The 19,687-nt window shown below is 62.8% G+C and carries 18 protein-coding genes, 1 other RNA gene and 7 pseudogenes; 16 read left to right on the forward strand and 10 right to left on the reverse strand.

The annotated features are described in order from the left end of the window. Positions 1-9 precede the first annotated feature (9 nt). On the forward strand, positions 10-138 hold the full coding sequence (locus QNJ43_RS25675; RefSeq protein ID WP_300474670.1) for a hypothetical protein: 129 nt from the start codon (positions 10-12) through the stop codon (positions 136-138). A gap of 66 nt (positions 139-204) precedes the next feature. Here the strand turns inward: QNJ43_RS25675 and QNJ43_RS25680 are convergent. Continuing rightward, positions 205-690: pseudogene (locus QNJ43_RS25680) on the reverse strand (glyoxalase superfamily protein). 304 nt (positions 691-994) lie between these two features. Between QNJ43_RS25680 and QNJ43_RS25685 the strand changes: the two are divergent. After that, positions 995-1,354, forward strand: a complete 360-nt coding sequence (locus tag QNJ43_RS25685; RefSeq protein ID WP_300474672.1) for an ArsC family reductase — start codon at positions 995-997, stop codon at positions 1,352-1,354. A gap of 139 nt (positions 1,355-1,493) precedes the next feature. Then, positions 1,494-2,724, forward strand: a pseudogene (locus tag QNJ43_RS25690) (TIGR03862 family flavoprotein). Positions 2,725-2,822: 98 nt separating this feature from the next. Here QNJ43_RS25690 and QNJ43_RS25695 read toward each other — a convergent pair. From QNJ43_RS25695 to QNJ43_RS25715, 5 genes are all read right to left on the reverse strand, one after another. Then, positions 2,823-3,119, reverse strand: a complete 297-nt coding sequence (locus QNJ43_RS25695; RefSeq protein WP_300474674.1) for an ion channel — start codon at positions 3,117-3,119, stop codon at positions 2,823-2,825. After that, positions 3,120-3,665, reverse strand: a complete 546-nt coding sequence (locus tag QNJ43_RS25700) for a hypothetical protein (RefSeq protein WP_300474677.1) — start codon at positions 3,663-3,665, stop codon at positions 3,120-3,122. A 115-nt stretch (positions 3,666-3,780) separates the two neighbouring features. Next, positions 3,781-4,080, reverse strand: a complete 300-nt coding sequence (locus tag QNJ43_RS25705) for a hypothetical protein (RefSeq protein WP_300474679.1) — start codon at positions 4,078-4,080, stop codon at positions 3,781-3,783. A 3-nt stretch (positions 4,081-4,083) separates the two neighbouring features. After that, the gene (locus QNJ43_RS25710; protein ID WP_300474682.1) at positions 4,084-4,662 is read right to left on the reverse strand and encodes a hypothetical protein; all 579 of its coding nucleotides are present in this window, start codon (positions 4,660-4,662) and stop codon (positions 4,084-4,086) included. Between the two features lie 120 nt (positions 4,663-4,782). After that, positions 4,783-5,166: an FAD-binding protein gene (locus QNJ43_RS25715; RefSeq protein WP_300474685.1), complete on the reverse strand. Its 384-nt coding sequence runs from the start codon at positions 5,164-5,166 to the stop codon at positions 4,783-4,785. A 226-nt stretch (positions 5,167-5,392) separates the two neighbouring features. On the opposite strand from QNJ43_RS25715, the gene QNJ43_RS25720 reads away from it, so the two are divergent. The 10 genes and pseudogenes from QNJ43_RS25720 (at position 5,393) to QNJ43_RS25765 (ending at position 13,889) form a co-directional block, all read left to right on the forward strand. Next, positions 5,393-5,944 carry a hypothetical protein gene (locus QNJ43_RS25720; RefSeq protein ID WP_300474688.1) on the forward strand — a complete coding sequence of 184 codons (552 nt, stop codon included), beginning with the start codon at positions 5,393-5,395 and terminating at the stop codon, positions 5,942-5,944. A 90-nt stretch (positions 5,945-6,034) separates the two neighbouring features. Then, positions 6,035-6,667 (forward strand): 2Fe-2S iron-sulfur cluster-binding protein, encoded by a 633-nt coding sequence (locus tag QNJ43_RS25725; RefSeq protein ID WP_300474691.1) that lies wholly within the window; start codon positions 6,035-6,037, stop codon positions 6,665-6,667. Then, positions 6,645-7,109: an adenylate/guanylate cyclase domain-containing protein gene (locus QNJ43_RS25730; RefSeq protein ID WP_300474693.1), complete on the forward strand. Its 465-nt coding sequence runs from the start codon at positions 6,645-6,647 to the stop codon at positions 7,107-7,109. Before QNJ43_RS25725 ends, QNJ43_RS25730 begins: the two co-directional genes overlap by 23 nt. 36 nt (positions 7,110-7,145) lie before the next feature. Beyond that, entirely contained in the window at positions 7,146-7,301 is a 156-nt protein-coding gene (locus tag QNJ43_RS25735; RefSeq protein ID WP_300474695.1) for a hypothetical protein, read from the forward strand. A gap of 284 nt (positions 7,302-7,585) precedes the next feature. After that, a pseudogene (locus QNJ43_RS25740) lies at positions 7,586-9,171 on the forward strand (ABC transporter substrate-binding protein). Between the two features lie 239 nt (positions 9,172-9,410). Beyond that, positions 9,411-10,396 (forward strand): annotated as a pseudogene (locus QNJ43_RS25745) (ABC transporter permease). Positions 10,397-10,398: 2 nt separating this feature from the next. After that, the gene (locus QNJ43_RS25750) at positions 10,399-10,887 is read left to right on the forward strand and encodes a GNAT family N-acetyltransferase (RefSeq protein ID WP_300474698.1); all 489 of its coding nucleotides are present in this window, start codon (positions 10,399-10,401) and stop codon (positions 10,885-10,887) included. Between the two features lie 11 nt (positions 10,888-10,898). After that, positions 10,899-11,840: pseudogene (locus QNJ43_RS25755) on the forward strand (ABC transporter permease). 5 nt (positions 11,841-11,845) lie between these two features. Next, a pseudogene (locus QNJ43_RS25760) lies at positions 11,846-12,745 on the forward strand (ABC transporter ATP-binding protein); the annotation flags it as partial. Positions 12,746-12,884: 139 nt separating this feature from the next. After that, positions 12,885-13,889: pseudogene (locus tag QNJ43_RS25765) on the forward strand (oligopeptide/dipeptide ABC transporter ATP-binding protein). 180 nt (positions 13,890-14,069) lie between these two features. Here the strand turns inward: QNJ43_RS25765 and recF are convergent. Next, positions 14,070-15,215: a DNA replication/repair protein RecF gene (gene recF, locus QNJ43_RS25770; protein WP_300474700.1), complete on the reverse strand. Its 1,146-nt coding sequence runs from the start codon at positions 15,213-15,215 to the stop codon at positions 14,070-14,072. A 213-nt stretch (positions 15,216-15,428) separates the two neighbouring features. Between recF and dapB the strand changes: the two genes are divergently transcribed. After that, positions 15,429-16,235, forward strand: coding sequence for a 4-hydroxy-tetrahydrodipicolinate reductase (gene dapB / locus QNJ43_RS25775; RefSeq protein ID WP_300474702.1), 807 nt, complete (start codon positions 15,429-15,431; stop codon positions 16,233-16,235). A 32-nt stretch (positions 16,236-16,267) separates the two neighbouring features. After that, on the forward strand, positions 16,268-16,888 hold the full coding sequence (locus QNJ43_RS25780) for a 2,3-bisphosphoglycerate-dependent phosphoglycerate mutase (protein WP_300474705.1): 621 nt from the start codon (positions 16,268-16,270) through the stop codon (positions 16,886-16,888). Positions 16,889-16,955: 67 nt separating this feature from the next. Here QNJ43_RS25780 and QNJ43_RS25785 read toward each other — a convergent pair whose 3' ends face one another. The 3 genes from QNJ43_RS25785 to QNJ43_RS25795 all read right to left on the reverse strand — a co-directional run bounded on the left by QNJ43_RS25785 (position 16,956) and on the right by QNJ43_RS25795 (position 19,328). Next, the gene (locus QNJ43_RS25785; protein WP_300474708.1) at positions 16,956-17,318 is read right to left on the reverse strand and encodes a hypothetical protein; all 363 of its coding nucleotides are present in this window, start codon (positions 17,316-17,318) and stop codon (positions 16,956-16,958) included. Between the two features lie 36 nt (positions 17,319-17,354). Beyond that, positions 17,355-18,509, reverse strand: coding sequence for a peroxidase family protein (locus tag QNJ43_RS25790; RefSeq protein WP_300474710.1), 1,155 nt, complete (start codon positions 18,507-18,509; stop codon positions 17,355-17,357). A gap of 486 nt (positions 18,510-18,995) precedes the next feature. Continuing rightward, positions 18,996-19,328: an HIT family protein gene (locus tag QNJ43_RS25795; protein WP_300474712.1), complete on the reverse strand. Its 333-nt coding sequence runs from the start codon at positions 19,326-19,328 to the stop codon at positions 18,996-18,998. A 130-nt stretch (positions 19,329-19,458) separates the two neighbouring features. On the opposite strand from QNJ43_RS25795, the gene ffs reads away from it, so the two are divergent. Further along, positions 19,459-19,557: signal recognition particle sRNA small type (gene ffs, locus QNJ43_RS25800), an RNA gene on the forward strand. Positions 19,558-19,687: the final 130 nt, after the last annotated feature.

Raw genomic sequence — 19,687 nt, forward strand, 5'->3', positions numbered from 1 at the left:
GCCACCTCGATGATCCTCGCCCAGATCGACGGAGATCCGATGGAGGCCCGCCGCGTGGTCGTTGCCCCGCATCTCGTGGAGCGAGAGAGCGCCGGGCCCCGTCATCTGCTGGGAAACAGCTCTCTCACATTGTCCTGATCGGCAAGTTGAAAGTTTGCCGTATCCGTCCCCTCTCCCATGGGGAGAGGGGATCTGCGACCGCCCCTAGCCGAGCAGCAACCGCATGTGCGGTTCGCCGTTGGAGGTCCTGGCCGCGGTGACGCCGCTGCTGTCGAGCGTCGCCGTCACCCGTTTGCGGAAGAACGAGAAGCTATCGAAGGTGACCACGTCGACGACCTCCTCGAAATCGATCTCGACCCGTTAGCGCGCGGTTGCATCGCCATTGCGACCGAGCACGTTCACCGACACGACCTGACCGGTACACGGCTGGCCAAGATAGGTGCCGCGCGCGGTCTCGCCGATCTGCACCGGGCTGCCCACCCGCGGCGGCCGGTTCTCATCTGCGGGCGGACCGTTGCCGATCACCGCGTGAAAAGTGTTCCAGTCGCGGTAGCCGTGCTGGTGGGCGAGAAGTTCGAGCGCCCGGCCATGCGGGATCTCGGTGCAGAAATCGACCAGTTCGCCGTGCAGGCGCTTTGCCTGGCGTTTGGCCTCGTCGAGTGTGGGCAGGGTTTGCAGGTTTCCGTTCATCGCAAGCCTCAATCAAAAAGGTCCGAGCAATGCGGCAGGAAGAGACGGGGCTCTCATTGCCGTCGCACCGCGACGTCGGACGTTCAAGACTTCGTTTGAGAACGGGAAGGGCTTCACCATGACCTAGCGGGGTCTTGCGAGCGGCCGGAGCCTTACACCCGAGCGCCCAGATAGGGATGCGCACGACGAATGTCAATCTCTGCAGGTCACGCGCCGGGAGATCTGCCGCCCACGACTTGCCTCGAGGCTGCGATTCGTCTTTATCTATCTGGCGGCCTCAAACCGACACGCGAAAGGACACGTCATGAAGCTCTACGGCATCGCCAACTGCGACACGGTGAAGAAGGCCCGGCGCTTTCTGGCGGAGGCCGGGGTAGATTACGAGTTCCACGATTACAAGAAGAAGGGCGTCGACGAAGCGGCGCTGCGCGCCCAGGTGGCGGAATTCGGCTGGGAAAAGATCCTGAACACCCGCGGCACCACCTGGCGCAAGCAGCCCGACGAGGTGAAAGACGCCACCACCAACGAGGCCGCCGCGATCGAGCTGATGCTGCGCGAGCCCTCGATCATCAAGCGCCCGATCGCCGAAAGCGACGACCATCGCCTGCTGGGCTTCGACCCGACCGCCTGGGAAATCGCACTGGCGACCGGCGAACTGAAATAGGGCATCCGGCGCGGCGGCACCGGATGGATATTGGGAATAGCGACGAGCGCACGGTGGTTGCGTCGATTTCGAGGCGGTTCGAGGTTCCGACGCACTCCCTTCGTGCTATAGTGGGTCCCCCCATATCGAGAGCCGCACCATGACCGAAACTTCTGCCCCTTCAAATACCTCCGACATCGCCGTCATCGGCGCCGGTCCGGCGGGCCTGATTGCGGCCGGAACGCTCGGCCATGGCGGATACCGAGTCACCGTCTACGACCAGCTCACCTCTCCTGCCCGCCGCTTTCTGATGGCAGGGCGCGGCGGGTTGAACCTGATCCATGCCGAAGAGCTCGACACCTTCCTCACCCGCTACGGCGCGGCGAGAATTCGGCTGGAACCGGCGATCCGCACCTTCCCGCCCGAAGCATTGCGCGCTTGGGTCGACGGGCTCGGGACGGAGACCTTCGTCGGCTCCAGCCACCATGTCTTTCCCAAGGCGATGAAGGGATCGCCGCTACTGCGCGCCTGGCTTTCCCGTCTCACCGATCTCGGCGTGACGATCCTGCCCCGCCACCGCTGGACGGGCTGGGAGGAGGACGGCGCGCTATCCTTCGAGACGCCGGAGGGTCCGAAAAAGGTCCGCCCCGCCGCGACCCTTCTGGCGCTCGGCGGTTTGAGCTGGTCGAAGCTCGGCGCCGATCCCGCCTGGCCGGATCGGTTGCGCGGAGCCGTGATCGAAGTCTAGGAACTGAAACCGGCCAATTGCGACTTTCGCGTCGACTGGACACCGGTTTTTGCCGACCGTTTTGCCGGACAGCCCCTGAAGACCGTGGAACTCACCTTCGACGATCACACCGCGCGCGGCGATCTGATGATCGCCGCGACCGGCGTCGAGGGCGGGCCGGTCTATGCGCTGTCTCACCCCTTGCGCGAGGCAATCGAGGCGAACGGACCGGTCAATCTCCTCGTGAACCTTCGCCCCGACAGCCCCGAGGACGCACTTTCCGCCCGGCTTGCCAGACCGCGCGGAAAGCAGTCGATCTCCAATTTCCTGCGAAAGGCAGCGGGGCTCACGCCGCTCGGCATCGGTCTCTTGCGCGAAGCCGGACCGTTGCCCGATGCCCCCGACGATCTTGCCCGCAGGATCCGCGCCTGCCCCGTGACGCTCACCGCCACAGCCGGACTGGAGCGCGCGCCTATCGGGTGCAGGCGGGGTCGCGCTGGAGGCCATCGACGAGAGCTGGATGCTGCGATCGAGATCGGGGATATTTCTGGCTGGCGAGATGATCGACTGGGAGGCCCCGACGGTTGGATATCTTCTCCAGGCGAGTTTCGCGACCGGGGTCGTCGCCGCTCACGGCATGATCGACTGGCTGCGGTCGGCGTGAATTTGAACGTTCGAGATCCGCGAGGGAAATTCGAACCGGATTCGAGAGAATATTAAAACGCCCGCAAAACGGACGTTTGAACGGCGCGCGCGGGGCGATCACCACTCCCCTTCGATCGGGATTTTCAGAAGCCGACCGCAATGCTTGCAGTGGATCGCATCCGGATCGTGCCGGTTCAGACCGCAATCGGGGCAGGTGAAGGGATACTTGCTCGGCCGGAAGATCGTCTGCACTAGCCGCAAGAACAGCGCCACGTCGATCAACATGATCTCCACCGTCAGCAGTCGCCCGAATGTATCGGTTATGGTGATGTCGTCGAAACCGGTAGTCGTCAGCGTTGTGACCGTGAAATATAGCGCATCGACATAGGTATTGATGTTCTCGTCGATATGCAATTACGCGACAAAGACGACGGCTGTGACGATAAAGACGAAAACGAGCAGATTGACCGCCGACTGGATGACTTCCTCGTTGCGCTTGAACCAGGGCCAGCCGCGCCGCAGATCGCGTAGCACGTGGTAGGAGCGCAGAAGACGCAACATCCTGAGAATTCTTAGGAAACCGAGATTCTCGATGAAGGCGGCCGCCAGCAGCGAGGCGATGACCACGAGATCGGCAAGCGCGGTGAATTCCAGCGCGGTCTTCACCGGACGCACGGCAATCGCCAGCCGCGCGACGTAATCGGCCATCAATATCAATGCGATGATGTAGTCGGTCAGGTGCAGCGTGGGGTGCGGATCGAGCACCGAAGAGCCTACGAAATAGATCACGGTCCCAATGTCGAAGGTGATCAGCAGACCGCGGAACAGCTGTGGTCCCCTGCCTTCGCCGAAATAGAGCCGCCGCAATGCCATGCGGGTCGGGTCGAAGCGGCCGCGATGGCGCGGATAGTGGTTTGAACCGTCTGAATCGTCGTGCTTTTCGATCTTCTGATCGTTCACGTAGCCCTCCCTGAGCCGGCCCATCTTCCGGCAGATCCGCGATCCACGAATTCCACCGCTCCTCAGCCCGTCATTGTAAGCCATCCGGCTTGCGGGCGGAATTGCGGGCAATGTCTCAGGCGGGGCGTTTGATCGGGAAACTGAGCGCGGTTTCGGGTGCGGGCCAGTCGACGAGCTTGCCCGGCTTCATCAGTCCGAAGGGATCGGCCACGGTCTTGAAATCGGGTTGGGGCGCATCGATCCGTTTGCATCCGGCATTGTCGAGCCGCCAGGTATGCGGGTCGGCGACCTGAGCGCCCATGGCATTCAGCTTGTCGATGATCTCGTAGAGACGGTCGCGCCCAGTATAGCGGACCAGCGGCAGGGACGAACAGGTCACCCGGCCGAACCAGCGCTGGAATTCCAGATGGAGCACGATCTAGTCGGGAAAGGCCCGCGCTACGCGGCTAACCGTCTCCAGCGCATCGTCGGGCGAATAGCGCACCTGCAGATAGGTGAAGGCGGGATCGAGCCGCATGGCGTGCAGCGTGGTGTGGTTCCAGGTGTATTCGTAAAGCGGCGGCATGGTGCCAATATCGGAGAAGGCCGCGGCATCCGTTTCCTCGGCGTTGCGCGCAAAGACACACGCCCCGCCCTCCAGTTTCGCCAGTCGGTCGGCAGAGGCGATCTGCGGTTCGCTGACCATCGTGATCGCCATCGCCGAGCCTGCGGGCACCAGCGGCGAGAGGCGCTTGATGAGCGGTGGGATCCGCGCATCGTGGATGGAAACGAGCTTCTTGGCGACGGCATCGGCGGATGTCAGCGCCATGCCGAAGGACGCCGCCTTTGCCAGCGAGGGAAAGGCATAGACCCGCTCCGCCCAGGGCTGGATGGGGGCCAGCGCCATTTCCACTTCCGTGATGATGCCGTTGACGCCGTAGGTACGGATGACGCGCATGACGTCGTCGCCGGAAAGCTCCAGAATGCGCGGCTCCTCCTCCAGCGTAACCACCTCCACCGACAGGACCGCGCCGCGGTCCGAGATCTGGCCCCAGGTGCAGCTGCCGATGCCGCCCGCACCACCCGCCAGAAAGCCGCCGACAGTGGCGCTCTTGCGGGTTGAGGGGTGAAGGCGTATTTACCAGCCGGTCGACTTGAAGGAGCGGTCGATTTCCAGAAGCGTCGCGCCCGCCTCAATGCGGGCCGCCCCCGGTGCGGCGCGAACGAGCCGGTTGCGGCGGGTCATGTCGAGCACTACGCCGCCTGCCAGCGGCACCGCCTGGCCGTAATTCCCGGTACTCCCGCCGCACAGGGCGATCGGCACACGGGCTGCGGCGGCCACGCGCAACAGCTCCTGCTTGTCGCGCGGCTGCAATACGAGATCGGCCATGTGGCCTTCCGGCTCCTTGCGCAGTATCGGCGAGAACCAGAAGAAATTCCGGCTCTTCATACGCAAGGTCGGCGCATTGTCGATGAGCGGAGTTCCTTCCACCTTCGCGCGAAATTCTGCAAGATTGTCCATGGCAAGCCCCCGTTCGGACCATTGAAGCCAAAGTTTGATATGCTTATAAAGAAAGGCTGATGCCGGTTTTCTTGTTGAAGTCGTTTCCGCCATTTAGAAATCCTGCGCCTCCCTTACCGTAGGCTTCCGGGCCTGACCGCAGGCGCGAGGAAGGGAGGCCTTGGCACCAAGCGCAAAGGCCACAGGCGCGAGACACAAAGTGCGCGCGAGCCAGGGGAGGAAGACGGTGGGCACGAACGGGGCGCAAAGAGCCGCGGCCGGCAGGACGGGGCCTGGTGATGCGGGTCGCGACCGCGATAAGAGCGGGCAAGACAAGGCCGGAATCGCCCAGACGGGCGCGTTGCGCACGCCGGGTGCGGGGCCGCTCGGGCAGCGGTTGCGGCTTGGCGCGGGGCTGGTGCTGTTTACCTTCGTGCTCTCCCATTTCCTCAATCGTGCACTCGGCAACGTGTCACTTGCCGCCATGCAGGCGGGGCAGGATCTGCGCTATCTCGTCTGGTCCTCGGTGCCGGGACAGATCCTTCTATACGGCGCGCTGACAGTTCATGTGACACTGGCGCTCGTCAAGCTGGCCGGGCGGCGCACCTGGCGCATGCCCACATGGAAAGCGGTGCAGATCGCCCTCGGACTGGCCATCACCTGCATTCTAATCAAGCATATCGTGGCCACGCGCGGGGCGATGACCGGGTTCCACGCCTCGATCGACTATCGCCACAAACTGACCGCGCTCTGGACGGGCTATGCCTTCTGGCAATCGGTGCTGCTGCTGATCGTCTGAGCCCATGCGGCCCTCGGCCTACACTACTGGCTGCGGCTGAAACGCCGATATGCCCGCATCCGTCCGTGGCTGGCGATCGGCGCGGTACTGGTGCCGACACTAGCGCTGACCGGATGGTTCAACGCGGCCCGGCTTCTGGAGGAAACCGGCGGGCTGAAAATCAACACCACGCTTGCGCAAAAGGTCGTGCTCGGCGAATGGACCCATCTGGGCCGCTTGGGGCTCATTGCCGTCCTGGTGGCGGTCGTTCTCGCCGTTCTACTGCGCCGGGTCTCGGATCGCGTCGCGGCAGGGTTCACGGTCACCTATGCCAACGGCCGCCGCGTGCGCGGCCGCCCCGAAGCCACACTTCTGGAAATCAGCCGGGCCTATGGCGTGCCCCACATTTCCATTTGCGGCGGGCGGATGCGGTGCTTCACCTGCCGCACGCAGGTTCTTTCCGGTCTCGCCACGCTGGCACCTCCGGGCGCGGCGGAAAGCACGGTTCTGGCGCGGGTCGGGGCGGGATCGGACGTGCGTCTTGCCTGCCAGATCCGGCCGGGCGCCGATCTCGTGGTCAAGCCGCTTCTGGAAGCCGGACACACCACGATCCGGCAGACGCCGGGCGATGACGCCTATCGCTGGGGCGTGGAACGGCCGGTGACCGTGATGTTCGTCGATCTGCGCGGGTTCACGGCGCTTTCCGAAGGGCGACTTCCCTATGACGTCGTCTTCATCCTCTGACGTCGTCTTCATCCTCAACCGTTACCTGGACGGGACGGCGGCAGCCATCCGCGCCTCCGGCGTCATGATCGACAAGGTGATGGGCGACGGCATCATGGCGTTGTTCGGCGTTGAAACGAGCCGCGAGCAGGGCGCGCGCGATGCGCTCTCTGCCGTTCTGGCGCTGGCAGATGCGCTGGAACAAGCCAATGCCGACCTTGTCGCACAACTGGAAGCCCCGCTCAGGCTCGGCATCGGCATTCACACCGGGCCAGCCATTCTCGGCCGGATCGGGCTTCAGGGCGATGCGGGGGCCGCCGCCCAGTTCACCGCATTGGGCGACACGGTCAACGTGGCAAGCCGACTGGAAGGGGCGTCGAAAGAACTGGGCGACTTTGCCGTTCTCTCCAATGCGACGCTTGCTGCCGCCGGTATCGAGAGCCTGGCGATTGCGGGCAACTAGGAGGATCCGGTTCCTGCTTCACCGCATGCGGTGGCCGTGCGCGGACGGACGGAGGCGCTGGAAGTGTGGTCGCTGCACGATCCGGCCGCTCTCGCTGCCGCGCTCGATGCGCTTGGACCGGATCGGGGGGACAGGCAAAAAGACAGTGGCGGAGAAGGGCACACGGTCGCGCCGACGCTCGCACACAAATGACCGTTTGCGCATCAGCGGCAAACTTGATACCTCAATTTTCGCTGACGACCGGGTTGAGGGTGGACCTGTCGAAACGAAAGCTCCAAGATACCCTTGGGAAACCGCGTAATCCGCTACGTCCGTTCCTCGTCCGGAAGAACAAGCCACAGACGACAAGGACGGAACGACGGACCGGATCAGAATGGAGAATGCTCGTGCGGGAGGTTCAAGGGAACGACCTCCGAGATTGCCAGAAAAGCCGCGACAAAAACGACTGACACCATCCAGCCAGGGAGCATCGGGATATGCGAATTCAAGACGCAGCTCTTGCAACGGACCTCGCCGCAATTTTGCTTGCCACCGCGCCTGCCAGCGCCAAGACCTTCAAGTACGCCTTCCAGGGCGTGCTGAACACGCTTGAGCCCTACGCACTGAACGAGGCCTTCACACTGGGCACGCTCGGCAATGTCTACGAGGGACTGATCAACCGCGACAAGGAGCTGAAGATCCAGCCCGCGCTGGCGGAAAGCTGGGAGGTGACCTCGCCGACGAAATGGCGTTTCCACCTGCGCAAGAGCGTCAAGTTCCACAACGGAAGCGATTTCATCGCCGACGACATGGTCTTCTCCGCCAAGCGCGTGCGCTCCAAGGGCTCCGATCTCACCACCCGCGTGGGCGCGGACGTGAAGGTCGTCAAGGTGGACGACTACACGGTCGATTTCGAGCTGCCCGGTCCCAATCCCATCCTGAACTACGAATGGGAAGACTGGTACATCCTCGACAAGGAATGGACGGAGGAGCACGACGCCGTCTCCGTGACCTCAGCCTCCGACACCAACCCGAGTTTCGCGGCCCTCAACGCCAACGGCACCGGCCCCTACAAGGTGGTTTCCCAAGAGGCCGGGGTGAAGACGGTTTTCGAAAAGGACGAAGACTACTGGGGCGATATCGAGGGCAATGTGGACAGGGTTGAGTTCACGCCGATCTCGCAGGATGCGACCCGCGTTGCCGCCCTTCTGTCGGGCGAGATGGATCTCGTCTATCCGATCCCGGTGCAGGATATTCCCCGCGTCGACGGCAACGAGGGCACCCGTGCGCTGACAGGTCCGGAACTCCGCACGATCTTCCTCGGCATGGACCAGCGCCGCGATGAGCTGCTCTATTCCGACGTGAAGGGGAAAAATCCCTTCAAGGATATCCGGGTGCGCAAGGCCTTCTATCAGGCGATCGACGAGAACGCGATCGTCAAGAAGGTGATGCGCGGGCTCGCCACGCCGTCGGCCTGATGATCTCGCCCTTCATGTTCGACCGGGGGGACGAATTCGAGTGCTACGCCTATGACCCGGAAGCCCCCAAGGCGCTTCTGGCGGAGGCCGGATATCCGGACGGCTTCGAGGTGGGCATGGAATGCCCGAAGATCGCTACGTGAACGACGAGGCGATCTGTCAGGCGGTTTCCGCCTATCTCGCACGCGTCGGCATCAAGGTCGATCTGAACGCCCAGCCGAAGGCGAAGTACTTCGCCAAGATCCTGGCTTCCGGCGATTACGACACCTCGTTCTACCTACTCGGTTGGACGCCGAATTCTTTCGACGCCTACAACGTCCTGCCCTCGCTGATGAATTGCCGCGACGATTCCGGCGCCGGTTCGCCCTTCAACAATGGCGGCTGGTGCGACGAGGAGATCGACGAGCTGACCGCCAAGGTTCTGGTCGAAAACGACCAGGAGAAGTGCAACGGGATGATCTACGAAGCCTTCAAGAAGGCGTGACAACGTCTACTACATCCCGCTCCACCAGCAGGGACTCGCCTGGGGTTTGGCCGACGGCGTCGAAGTCGCCCAGCGCGCCGACAACATCCTGAAATTCCGCTACGTGGAGGTGAAGGAGTAACGAGCCTCATTGTCCGAGGCCTTGCCGCCTGTTCCCGTCTCCCCCCTTGAGGGGGAGATGTCGGCTCGGGTCGACAGAGGGGGGCAAGCGGCAGGTCCGGAGCAAGCGGCTTCACCCCTCTGTCCCGCGATCCGCGTGACATCTCCCCCTCAAGGGGGGAGAGCGGAGCAAGACCGGCGCCCACGGATAAACATCTGTCTTTGACTACGACTTCCGGACACCCCTGATAGGACACGTCCATGCTCACCTTCATCATCCGGCGTCTCGTGCAGGCCGTCATCGTCATGCTCGCCGTGGCGCTGATCGCCTTCACGCTGTTTCGCTTCGTCGGCGATCCGGTCAATCAGATGGTGGGACAGGACACCACGCCCGCCCAGCGCGAGACGTTACGCGAGAGGCTGGGGCTGCATGATACGGTGCTGGTGCAGTCCGGCCGCTTCGTCGTCCATGCCGCACACTTCGATTTCGGCAATTCCTATCAGTTCAAGCAGCCGGTCTCCGGGCTCATCGGCTCGCGCCTGCCCGCGACCTTCGAGCTTTCCATCACCTCAGCCCTTTTTGCGCTGCTCGTCGGGATTCCGATGGGATGGGCGTTTATACCGGGCTCAACCGGACCTCAATCCTCTCCAAGCTCTTCCAGACGATCTCGCTGATCGGCATTTCACTGCCGACCTTCTTCATCGGCATCCTGCTGATCTTCGTCTTCTCCGTGACCCTGCAATGGCTGCCGAGTTTCGGGCGTGGCAAGGTGGTGGATCTCGGCTTCTAGACGACCGGATTCCTGACCGTCTCCGGCATCCAGGCGCTGATCATGCCGTCGATCACGCTGGAGCTCTTCCAGATGACGCTAATCATGCGGCTGGTGCGGTCCGAAATGCTGGAGGTGATCCGGGCCGACTACATCAAGTTCGCCCGTGCGTGCGGGCTACCGGATCGGATCGTCCATTTCCGCCATGCGTTGAAGAACATGCTGGTTCCCGTCATCACCATCACGGGATTGCAACTCGCCTCCATCATCGCCTTCGCGATCATCACCGAGACGGTGTTCCAGTGGCCGGGCATGGGGCTTTTGTTCCTGCAGGCGGTGCAGAACGTCGATATCCCGATCATGGCGGCCTACCTGATGCTGATCACCTTCGTCTTTGTCTTCATCAATCTCATCGTCGACATTCTCTATTTCGTGGTCGACCCGCGCCTTCGCGTGGAAAGAACGGTGGAGGCATGACCATGGCCGTTTCCCTTGTCGCCCTGACCTTCCGCCCCATCGCGGCGGCCGATCTTCCCGCTCTCGCCGACCTTTGGCACGAGGTGTGGGCTTCCGGTCATGCGGCCTTCGCGGGGCCTGAGCTGACCGCGGTGCGCACGCCGGAACGTTTTCTGGCACGGTTGCAGCCCTTTGCGGGCAAGGGGCTTATTGCCGAGATCACCAGTGAAATCATGGGCTTTGCCTATTGGAACGGGGCGGAACTCGACCAGTTTCATGTCGGCGCGAAGGCGCGCGGCACCGGCCTTGCCCAAAAGCTGATGACTGAGGCAGAAAGCGCCATGGCCGGGGAGGGTATCGCGTCCGCCTTTCTCTTCTGCGCCGACGGCAATTCCCGCGCCTACCGCTTTTACGAAAAGCTCGGCTGGCGCAACGCCGGTTTGGAGAGTTCGCCGGTCTCCGACGGGGTAGGCGGCCGGCTATTCATCGACTGCCACCGTTTCGTCAAGTAGCTTGCCCCCCGATGACCGAAACGACGCCTTCCTCGAAACCGGACGGATGGCTGACGCGTGCCGCCGACAGCGACATCCTGCATTCGTTTCTCGCCTCCAAGGTCACGGTGCTGGCGGCACTGGTGGCGCTGACCTTCTTCATCGGCGCAGCCTTTGCCCCCCTCATTGCCCCGCACAACCCATTCGATCTCGCCAGCATCGATCTGCTCGATTCCCTGCTGCCGCCTGCATGGGCGCCCGACGGCAACAGCCGGTTCCTGCTCGGCACCGGCGATCTCGGCCGCGATATCTTCTCCACCATCCTTTATGGCGCGCGCATTTCCATCGGGGTGGGTGTCGTCTCCGTCGCCTTCGCCGCGACGCTCGGCATCGCGCTGGGGTTGATCGCGGGCTATGCGGGAGGGCGGATTGATGCCTTCATAATGCGGGTCGCTGAAGTTCAGCTCACCTTCCCGGCGATCCTGATCGCACTGCTGGTCGATTGCGCGGCGCGCGGGATTTTCGGCAATCCCAACCGAGAGCACTCGGCCTTCTGAATCCTGGTCTTCTCCATCGGGTTGAATTTCTGGGTGCAATATGCGCGCACAGTGAGTGGCTCCACCATGGTGGAGCGCAACAAGGAATATGTGCAGGCAGCTCGGCTCATCGGCATCCGGCCGGGCCTGATCATGCTGCGCCACGTGCTGCCTAACGTGATGAGCCCGGTTCTGGTGATTGCCACGATCAATCTAACGCTCGCGGTCATTACCGAGGCAACGCTTTCTTATCTCGGCGTCGGCGTGCCGCCTACCCAGCCCTCGCTCGGCACGCTGATCAGGATCGGCAACGATTTCCTGTTCTCCGGCGAATGGTGGATCGCGATCTTCCACGGCATCGCGCTTGCGGTACTCGTGCTCGCGATCAACCTGATTGGCGACTGGCTACGAGACGCCCTCAACCCGAAGCTGAGGTGAGCCCGATGAGCGAGCCGCTTCTTTCCGTGCGCGATCTGCGCGTCGAATTCCCTACACGGCGCGGCATTCTGACGGCGATCGACGGCATCTCCTTCGATCTTGCACCGGGCGAGGTGCTTGGGCATGGTGGGCGAGAGTCGGGCAGAAAAGTCGCTGACCGGGGTCGCCGTCATCGGCCTTCTGGAGCCGCTGGGACGCGTTGTGGGCGGCGAGATCCAACTAAATGGCGAGCGCATCGACAACCTGCCGAAAAAGGCCATGCGGAAAATCCGCGGGCGGCGGATCGGCATGGTCTTTCAGGATCCGCTGACAAGCCTCAATCCGCTCTTCACCGTCGGCGATTAGCTCATCGAGACGATCATGACCCATCTGCCGCTGTCCGCCCGGCAGGCGCGCGACAAGACGGTGGCGCTTCTGGAGGCGGTCGCATTCCGGCGGCCGCCAAGCGATTGGACGCCTATCCGCATCAGTTTTCCGGCGGCATGCGGCAACGCGTGGTGATCGCACTTGCCCTGTGCGCGGAGCCGGAACTGGTCATCGCGGACGAGCCGACGATGGCGCTCGATGTTTCCGTGCAGGCGCAGATCATCGACGTTCTAAAGGACCTCTGCCGCGTGCGCGGGGCCTCCGTCATCCTGATCACGCACGACATGGGCATGATCGCGGAGGCCGCCGACCGTGTGGCGGTGATGTATTCCGGACGGATCGCGGAAATCGGGCCCGTCGCCCATGTCATCCAGACCCCGCATCACCCCTATACGAGCGGGCTGATGGCTTCAATCCCCTCGCTCACCGGCGAGGTGGAGCGGCTCGTGCAGATCCCCGGCGCCATGCCGCGTCTCGATGCGATCCCCTCAGGCTGTGTCTTTCATCCGCGCTGTCCGCATGCCTTTGCGCGCTGCCGGAACCGACGGCAACGGACGACGCAAGCGTCGCCTGCTGGCTTCATGAGGAGCGGGGCTCAGGGAGCGCGTGCGATGAGCCCTCCCTTCCCGTCCAGAGTGCCGGAGGTGCGCGATGAACGAGATACCGGCACAGGCGACGATGGAAAAATCCGCCGAGGCCGTGGTGGATGTGCGCGATCTTTCCCGCACCTTCGATGTTTCGCGGCCCTGGCTCAACAGGGTATTGGATGGCGGGACGCGCCATTTCTTGCGCGCCGTTCAGGAGGTTTCCTTCGAGATCGCTCGCGACGAGACCTTCGCGCTTGTCGGTGAGAGCGGATCGGGCAAATCGACGGTCGCGAAGCTGGTGGTGGGTCTGCTGCCGCCCTCGCGCGGCTCGATCCGGATCGACGGACTGGACATGCAGGGGGTGCAACAGGCCCATGTCATGCGCGATCTCCGCCGCCGTATCCAGATGATCTTTCAGGACTCGTTCGCCAGCCTCAACCCGCGCTGACGGGTCGGGCGGATCATCGCCGAACCGATCCGCGCCTTCGATCTGGAGCCCGACGCGCGTGCGCTGGAGGCCCACATCGGCGAGCTTTTGAGCCTCGTCGACCTCGATCCGCGCGATGCGAAGAAATATCCGCACAAATTTTCCGGCGGCCAGCGCCAGCGCATCTGCATTACCCGCGCACTTGCCTCAAAGCCGGAATTCCTGGTTAGCGACGAACCGACCTCGGCGCTCGATGTCTCCGTTCAGGCGCAGATCCTGAACCTGATGCGCGATCTCCAGGACGAGTTCGCGCTGACCTATCTCTTCATCAGCCACGATCTGGCCGTGGTGCGCCACATGGCGAGCCGGATCAGGGTGATGTATCTGGGCCGCCTGGTGGAGGTGGCGGATGCAAAAGCACTTTTCGCCACGCCCCGACACCCCTACACGCGCATGCTGCTCGATGCCGTGCTGGACCTGACAATGACGGGTGCACGCCGCAAGCAGGTGGAGGGCGAAATCCCGAACCCGATCTCCCCGCCATCGGGCTGCGCCTTTCATCCGCGTTGTCCGCTCGCCAATGAGCGGTTCCAGGCCGAGCAACCGGCCGCGCTGCCCGCCGACGGTGCACTCATGCGCTGTCATGCGGTGGAGGAAGGGCGGAGCTGAAGGGGCGGATTTGCGAGAATTGACTGGTTTGGAGTGTGTAGCCCGTCTCGAAGGATGGGCGAAACAGGCACGTTTTGCTCCAGACTGTCATCCCCACGCAGGCGGGGAGAGAGTGGCGAGGGGAGCCTTTTCCCCGTTTCCGGGAGGGATTCTAAGCGACACCGTCTCACCCACCGCGCCTTACTCGATCAAATGCACCATCGCGTCGCTGACCGCGAACCGTTGCGCGCCCTCCGGCAGGGCCTCAGACAGACCGACATCCGTGCCAGTCATGAAAACCTGACCACCCAGTACATCGAGCCGAGCAAAGAGGGCGGCGCGGCGCGTGGGATCGAGATGGGTGGCAACCTCATCGAGCAACAGAACCGGGGTCATGTTGGAAACCCGTGCGGTTAGTTCCGCATGGGCGAGGACCAGCCCGATCAGCAGCGCCTTCTGTTCGCCGGTCGACGCCAGACCAGCGGGCATCTGCTTGGCAAGATGGGTGACGGTGAGATCTGTGCGATGCGGGCCGTCGAGCGTGCGACCCGCAGCCCTGTCCCGAGTGCGGCCGCGCGCCATCACCTCCGCAAAGGTGTCTTCCAGATCGGCGGCGGGCGTCGTGGCCGCCAGATCCTCGAACGGGCCTTCCAGCGCGAGCCCTGCGCGCGGAAACGTATCGGGCTCCGATCCACCCTGATCATTGAGAAGACCGGCAAGCAGGGTGACCGTTTCGCGCCGGGCATAGGCAACCGCGATGCCGAGGGAGGCGAGCTGCACCTCCACCGCATCAAGCCAGGCCACCTCGCCGCCCGTCTCCAGAAGCCGGTTACGGCTCCGCATGGCCTTTTCGAAATCCGCGACGCGTCGGCCGTGGCCGGGGTCCACCGCCAGCACCAACCGGTCGAGAAAGCGGCGGCGATCGCCCGCAGGGCCCGTAAAAAGCCCGTCCATGGACGGCACCAGCCAGAAAACGCGCAAATACTGGGAAAGCTCATCGGCCGTGCGCGCATCCTCCGCATCGATGCGGATCCGGCGGGACGCCGTGTCGGACGAGAAACCGATGCCAATCCGGGTTTCTCCGACAGGCCCGTCAAGACGGGCGGCAACGCTCCAGCCGTCGGGCGGCAGCGACTGCGGATCGACCTTTCGCACAAGATCGGCAAAGGCGGCACGACGCAAGCCCCGGCCAGGAGTGAGCAGAGAAACGGCTTCGAGAAGGTTGGTCTTGCCCGCGCCGTTGTTTCCGGTCAGCGCCACCAGCCGGGCCTCGATATCGAGCGTGGCGGCGGTGTAGTTTCTGAAATCGGTCAGCGACAGGCGTGTTAGACGAACGGGATCGGGCATCACGAAACCGACCTCACCTGAGAGGGCTGGGCTTGGCGGGATGTCGTGGAGTCGCTTCGTCGCATGGCGCCGATAATGGGCAAGCGGCGCGTCGCCGTCACCTGTTCAGTTGAGGCGGCAGGGCGGTTTCTGGGCAAAAAGACGATGCTTCCGCTTTGCCAGCTCCGCCCCACCTGCTATATCGCGCAACAATGAGAAGCCTATGGAGCCGCTATGTCTGATATGCGTCTAGTCGTCGTCGGAGCTGGGGGCCGGATGGGTCGCCAGCTCGTGCGGGCCGTCACCGAAATGCCAGGTGTCACGGTAAGTGGGGCCATCGAGCACAAGGGCTCGGACCTGCTTGGAAAAGATGCGGGCGTGCTGGCCGAAATCGGCGAGCTGGGCATTCCGCTCACCGACGATCCGCTGGCCACCTTCGTCAAGGCAGACGGCGTGCTGGACTTCACCCGACCGGAAGCGACCGTCGGGTTTGCCGAACTCACCGCACAGGCGCGCATCGTCCATGTGATCGGCACGACCGGGTTCGAGGACGATCATCTGGCAAAGATCGAGGCCGCTGCACGCCATGCGACGATCGTCAAGTCGGGCAACATGAGCCTCGGCGTCAATCTGCTGGCGGAGCTGGTGCGCAGCGCGGCACGCGCGCTCGATGAGGATTTCGATATCGAGATCATGGAAATGCATCACCGGCACAAGGTGGATGCGCCGTCGGGCACTGCGCTGCTGCTCGGCGAAGTGGCCGCAGCAGGCCGCGAGATCTCGCTGAAAGACCGTTCGGTGCGGTCGCGCGACGGGGTTACGGGCGAGCGACGGGCTGGCGATATCGGCTTTGCGACGCTGCGCGGCGGCTCGATCGTGGGCGATCACACGGTGATCCTTGCCGGCGAGGGCGAGCGTATCGAACTGACCCACCGGGCCCAGGACCGCGCCATCTTCGCGCGCGGCGCGGTGAAAGCCGCGCTGTGGGTGCGCGGGCAGAAGCCCGGTCTCTACTCCATGGCTGACGTTCTCGGTCTTTGAACGACACCCACCTGATCATTTCGGAGCGAACGATGGAACGTCTCTTGGTGCTGGTCCGTCACGGCCAGAGCGAATGGAACCTGAAGAACCTCTTCACCGGCTGGAAGGATCCGGACTTGACGGAGCAGGGCGTGGAAGAGGCGGTCAAGGCCGGCAAGCGGCTGAAGGAGATGGGGCTCACCTTCGACCTCGCGTTCACCTCCGCCCTGACGCGCGCTCACCACACCAAGGCGCAGATCCTGGAACAACTCGGCCAGACGGGGCTTACAAGCATTCGCGATCAGGCGCTCAACGAGCGCGACTACGGCGATCTCACCGGCCTCAACAAGGACGATACGCGCAAGAAATGGGGCGACGAGCAGGTCCATATCTGGCGCCGCTCCTACGACATGCCGCCTCCGGGCGGCGAAAGTCTGAAGATGACGGCGGAGCGCGTGCTTCCCTATTTCGAGGCGAAGATCATGCCAGAGGTGATGAAGGGGCAGCGCGTGCTGGTCACCGCCCACGGCAATTCGCTGCGCTCGCTGATCATGAAGCTGGAAGGCTTGTCGCCGGAAGAAATCCTGAAGCGCGAAGTGAGCACGGGCGTGCCGATCATCTACCGCTTCAACGAGGATGGCTCGGTCGCCAGCATCAAGGACCTGGCCGACTAAACCCGCTTGCGCCAGAAAAAGAAACGCCCGGGAGCAACTTCCGGGCGATGACGCGAGATCGCTTCTATCAGGGCTTTGGCTTAGGCGTCGGCAGCGGATCGTCCGCCAGCCCGCAATAAGCGAGGATGCTGGCGAACGTAAAGTGCTCGCTGTCCCCAACCTTCTCGCCGGGAATGGCAAGAACCGGATCGACGATCAGATCGAGGCCCTTGCCGGTGCGCTCGCGATAGTGATCTATCAGGCCCAACAGCACCTCACCCACAATACGGCCGCCGACCTCGCCCAGTTCGTTCCCCTCCTTGAACACTTCCGCTTCCGCCAGGATGTAGTACCACAGCGGCAGTTCGTCCGTGTGCAGGATGGCGGCCGCCTCATCGAGGATCTGGTTGATCTTCGCCTCGTGGTCTGACTTGTTGTTGCGGACGAGCATCTCCTTGGCCGTGAGCCCGATAAAGCTCGCGATATCCTATCCCGACGGCAAGCGAAAGACGCGACCACGATTGAGGTTGCGCGAGGCGAGAGATCCCAGGCCGTCCACATCGACCACACCGACCTGATGCAGCACGAAAAGGTGCTCAGTCAGTCGCGTGTCGATCTTGCGCGCCGGCTGCCAGGCGAAGGGCGTCTTGACCGGACCGTAATTGTGACGCTGGCCGTCGGTGATGGTCGGCTTCTGCGTCTTTCGGTGATGGTCGGCTTCTGCGTCTTGGAGAAATCGAAGAAATAGCGGCAGTCGATCAGGTGCTCCCTGACTAATCGGCTGAAAACCGCGTAATCCGCCTTTCATGTTGCCGGGATCGAACAGATCCACCGCAAAATAGCCGCCCCGCATCTGGTAGGACTGGCGCACCTGGCTGTGGCCGAAACGATAGGCAGCGACGGAAAACTCCACCGGCATGAAGGACGCCAGGATGCAGGCGTTCGGGTGGTCGAAGAAGCCTCCCTTGTAATAGTAACGACGCCCTTCCGTCGCGATCTTCACCACCATGTGCTTGCCGATCAGACCGGGTAGAAATTCCTCCAGGATCTCCTTGTGATAGTAATGGGTGACGTGGTCACGCACCTTTTCGAAGATTTCTTCGGCTTCCGCCGGCGCGAGCTTGTTGAGCTTCTTGCCGTGGACCTCGATGTAGTGATCGACCAGAGAATTGTGAAACTTGATCATCGAGAACTGGATCTGAGAGACGATTGCGTTCTCGTCGTTGCGCGGATTGCCGATGATCGCGGTACCGGCATCCTGCTGATACGTCCTAGAGTGCTGAAGGTCGCAGCGCGTATCCGAATAGCGCGTTCCTTCGGCAGGCTGGAGCCCGCGATTGCTCGCATCAACCTCCTTCTCCACGCCGTTGATTACCATTTTCACCTTCTTGGCGCGCCGCTGATAGAGATGGGGGCTGGCATCGCGGCCACCGCCGTAGACGCAATCAAGATCGAGATTGGGGGTTCGACCGTTCGGAATCTGGTCACCCATGGCAGGTGTGTCGAGCGTGATGTCGTGATCGATGAACTGCCCGAGAAAGGTGAAGCCGGAAGGGGTGTTGCTGTCGCCGGACGGGGTACTTTTCGTCTCGACCATCGGCCCCGGCTTGCCGTTGACATCCAACGCGCCCAACTTGCGCAAGTCGTCAACGGAGCTCGGATGAGGAGAAAGAATTTCCCCTGAGGTCTCACTCACCTTCTGGCCAAGCGCAAACAGGCGACCAAACCGCCCTTCGCGCTGTTCCCGCCCCCCTTTCGCTCGGTACAGGTCTGAAAGCGCGCGCCAACTCTGGATTGCAGAACGGCCCACCATGTCCTGCCATATGTCTCTCCCATTCTAATATCATGATAAAGGCACAGGAAAGGGCGCACGCGAACGGCCAAATGCGCATCGCGCATCTAGTCGCCAACGCATGACAAAAAGGGTACGGGCGCTCGGTTTAAATCGCGTCTGAATATTCTAAGTTCAAGATATGGAAGCTATGCGAGATTTCTAATCTATGTCAATTAAAACAATAACTTAGATCCCGCGTTGCATTCAGCCCCGATCATGGTGCAATTGTTCCAGCAAGTCTGCGACGAGTTGCTCGCGCGCCGTCTTGTCATAGGCTTCCGCCGCGCCCGATCCTCAGACGGGGCCGTCCCAAGCTGCATCGCCTTCGAACCGCGCGACCACGTGAACGTGAAGCTGGCGCACAACGTTGCCGAGCGCCCCGACATTGAGCTTGTCGCAACCCGTCACCGCTTTCAGCGCGCGGCAAGCGAGCGAAATCTCCTCCATCAGCAGCGCGCGTTCTTCTACGTCCAGATCGATGATCTCGCTAAGCCCGGCCTTGCGCGGCACCATCAGGAGCCAGGAAAACCGGACGTCGTTCATCAACCGGACGGTGGAGAGCCGCATGTCGAGCAGGGGAATGCTGTCGGCCTCAAGCCGGGGATCGAGGGTGAAGGCGTCGCTCATGTTCGGATCCTGTTGTCAGTCGATGAATGCCGCGGACGGGATGAGAATCCGGCTGCGAACGGTCAATGATGTTCTTATCCCTTCCTTCCCTCTTGCCAATCCCCACCCTCCTCCTGATATAAGGGCCTCGGGAGGTTGGCAGTGGACGGGCCACTCGCCAACCGGGTCAGGTCCGGAAGGAAGCAACCCCAACGAGTTTCGGCGCGGGTCACCGTGTCCAGCCTCCCACCCTATCACCCCGCAGGGGCCTCGCGGATTACCGGTCGGGCAGAGCATACGGGTTTTGCGTTTTTCCCGCACGGCACGCGATCGCTTGCAAAGCCGGCCGCGGCAGCCACGCGGCCCGGACAAAGGCGTGA

Source organism: Breoghania sp. (genome assembly GCF_030066895.1).
Classification (GTDB): Bacteria; Pseudomonadota; Alphaproteobacteria; order Rhizobiales; family Stappiaceae; genus Breoghania.

Coding starts and splice junctions, on each gene's coding strand:
- QNJ43_RS25780 (WP_300474705.1), top strand. CDS start 16,268: ATGGAACGTCTCTTGGTGCTGGTCCGTCACGGCCAGAGCGAATGGAAC.
- QNJ43_RS25675 (WP_300474670.1), top strand. CDS start 10: ATGATCCTCGCCCAGATCGACGGAGATCCGATGGAGGCCCGCCGCGTG.
- QNJ43_RS25715 (WP_300474685.1), bottom strand. CDS start 5,166: ATGGACAATCTTGCAGAATTTCGCGCGAAGGTGGAAGGAACTCCGCTC.
- QNJ43_RS25785 (WP_300474708.1), bottom strand. CDS start 17,318: ATGCTCGTCCGCAACAACAAGTCAGACCACGAGGCGAAGATCAACCAG.
- QNJ43_RS25795 (WP_300474712.1), bottom strand. CDS start 19,328: ATGAGCGACGCCTTCACCCTCGATCCCCGGCTTGAGGCCGACAGCATT.
- QNJ43_RS25685 (WP_300474672.1), top strand. CDS start 995: ATGAAGCTCTACGGCATCGCCAACTGCGACACGGTGAAGAAGGCCCGG.
- dapB (WP_300474702.1), top strand. CDS start 15,429: ATGTCTGATATGCGTCTAGTCGTCGTCGGAGCTGGGGGCCGGATGGGT.
- recF (WP_300474700.1), bottom strand. CDS start 15,215: ATGCCCGATCCCGTTCGTCTAACACGCCTGTCGCTGACCGATTTCAGA.
- QNJ43_RS25750 (WP_300474698.1), top strand. CDS start 10,399: ATGGCCGTTTCCCTTGTCGCCCTGACCTTCCGCCCCATCGCGGCGGCC.
- QNJ43_RS25730 (WP_300474693.1), top strand. CDS start 6,645: ATGACGTCGTCTTCATCCTCTGACGTCGTCTTCATCCTCAACCGTTAC.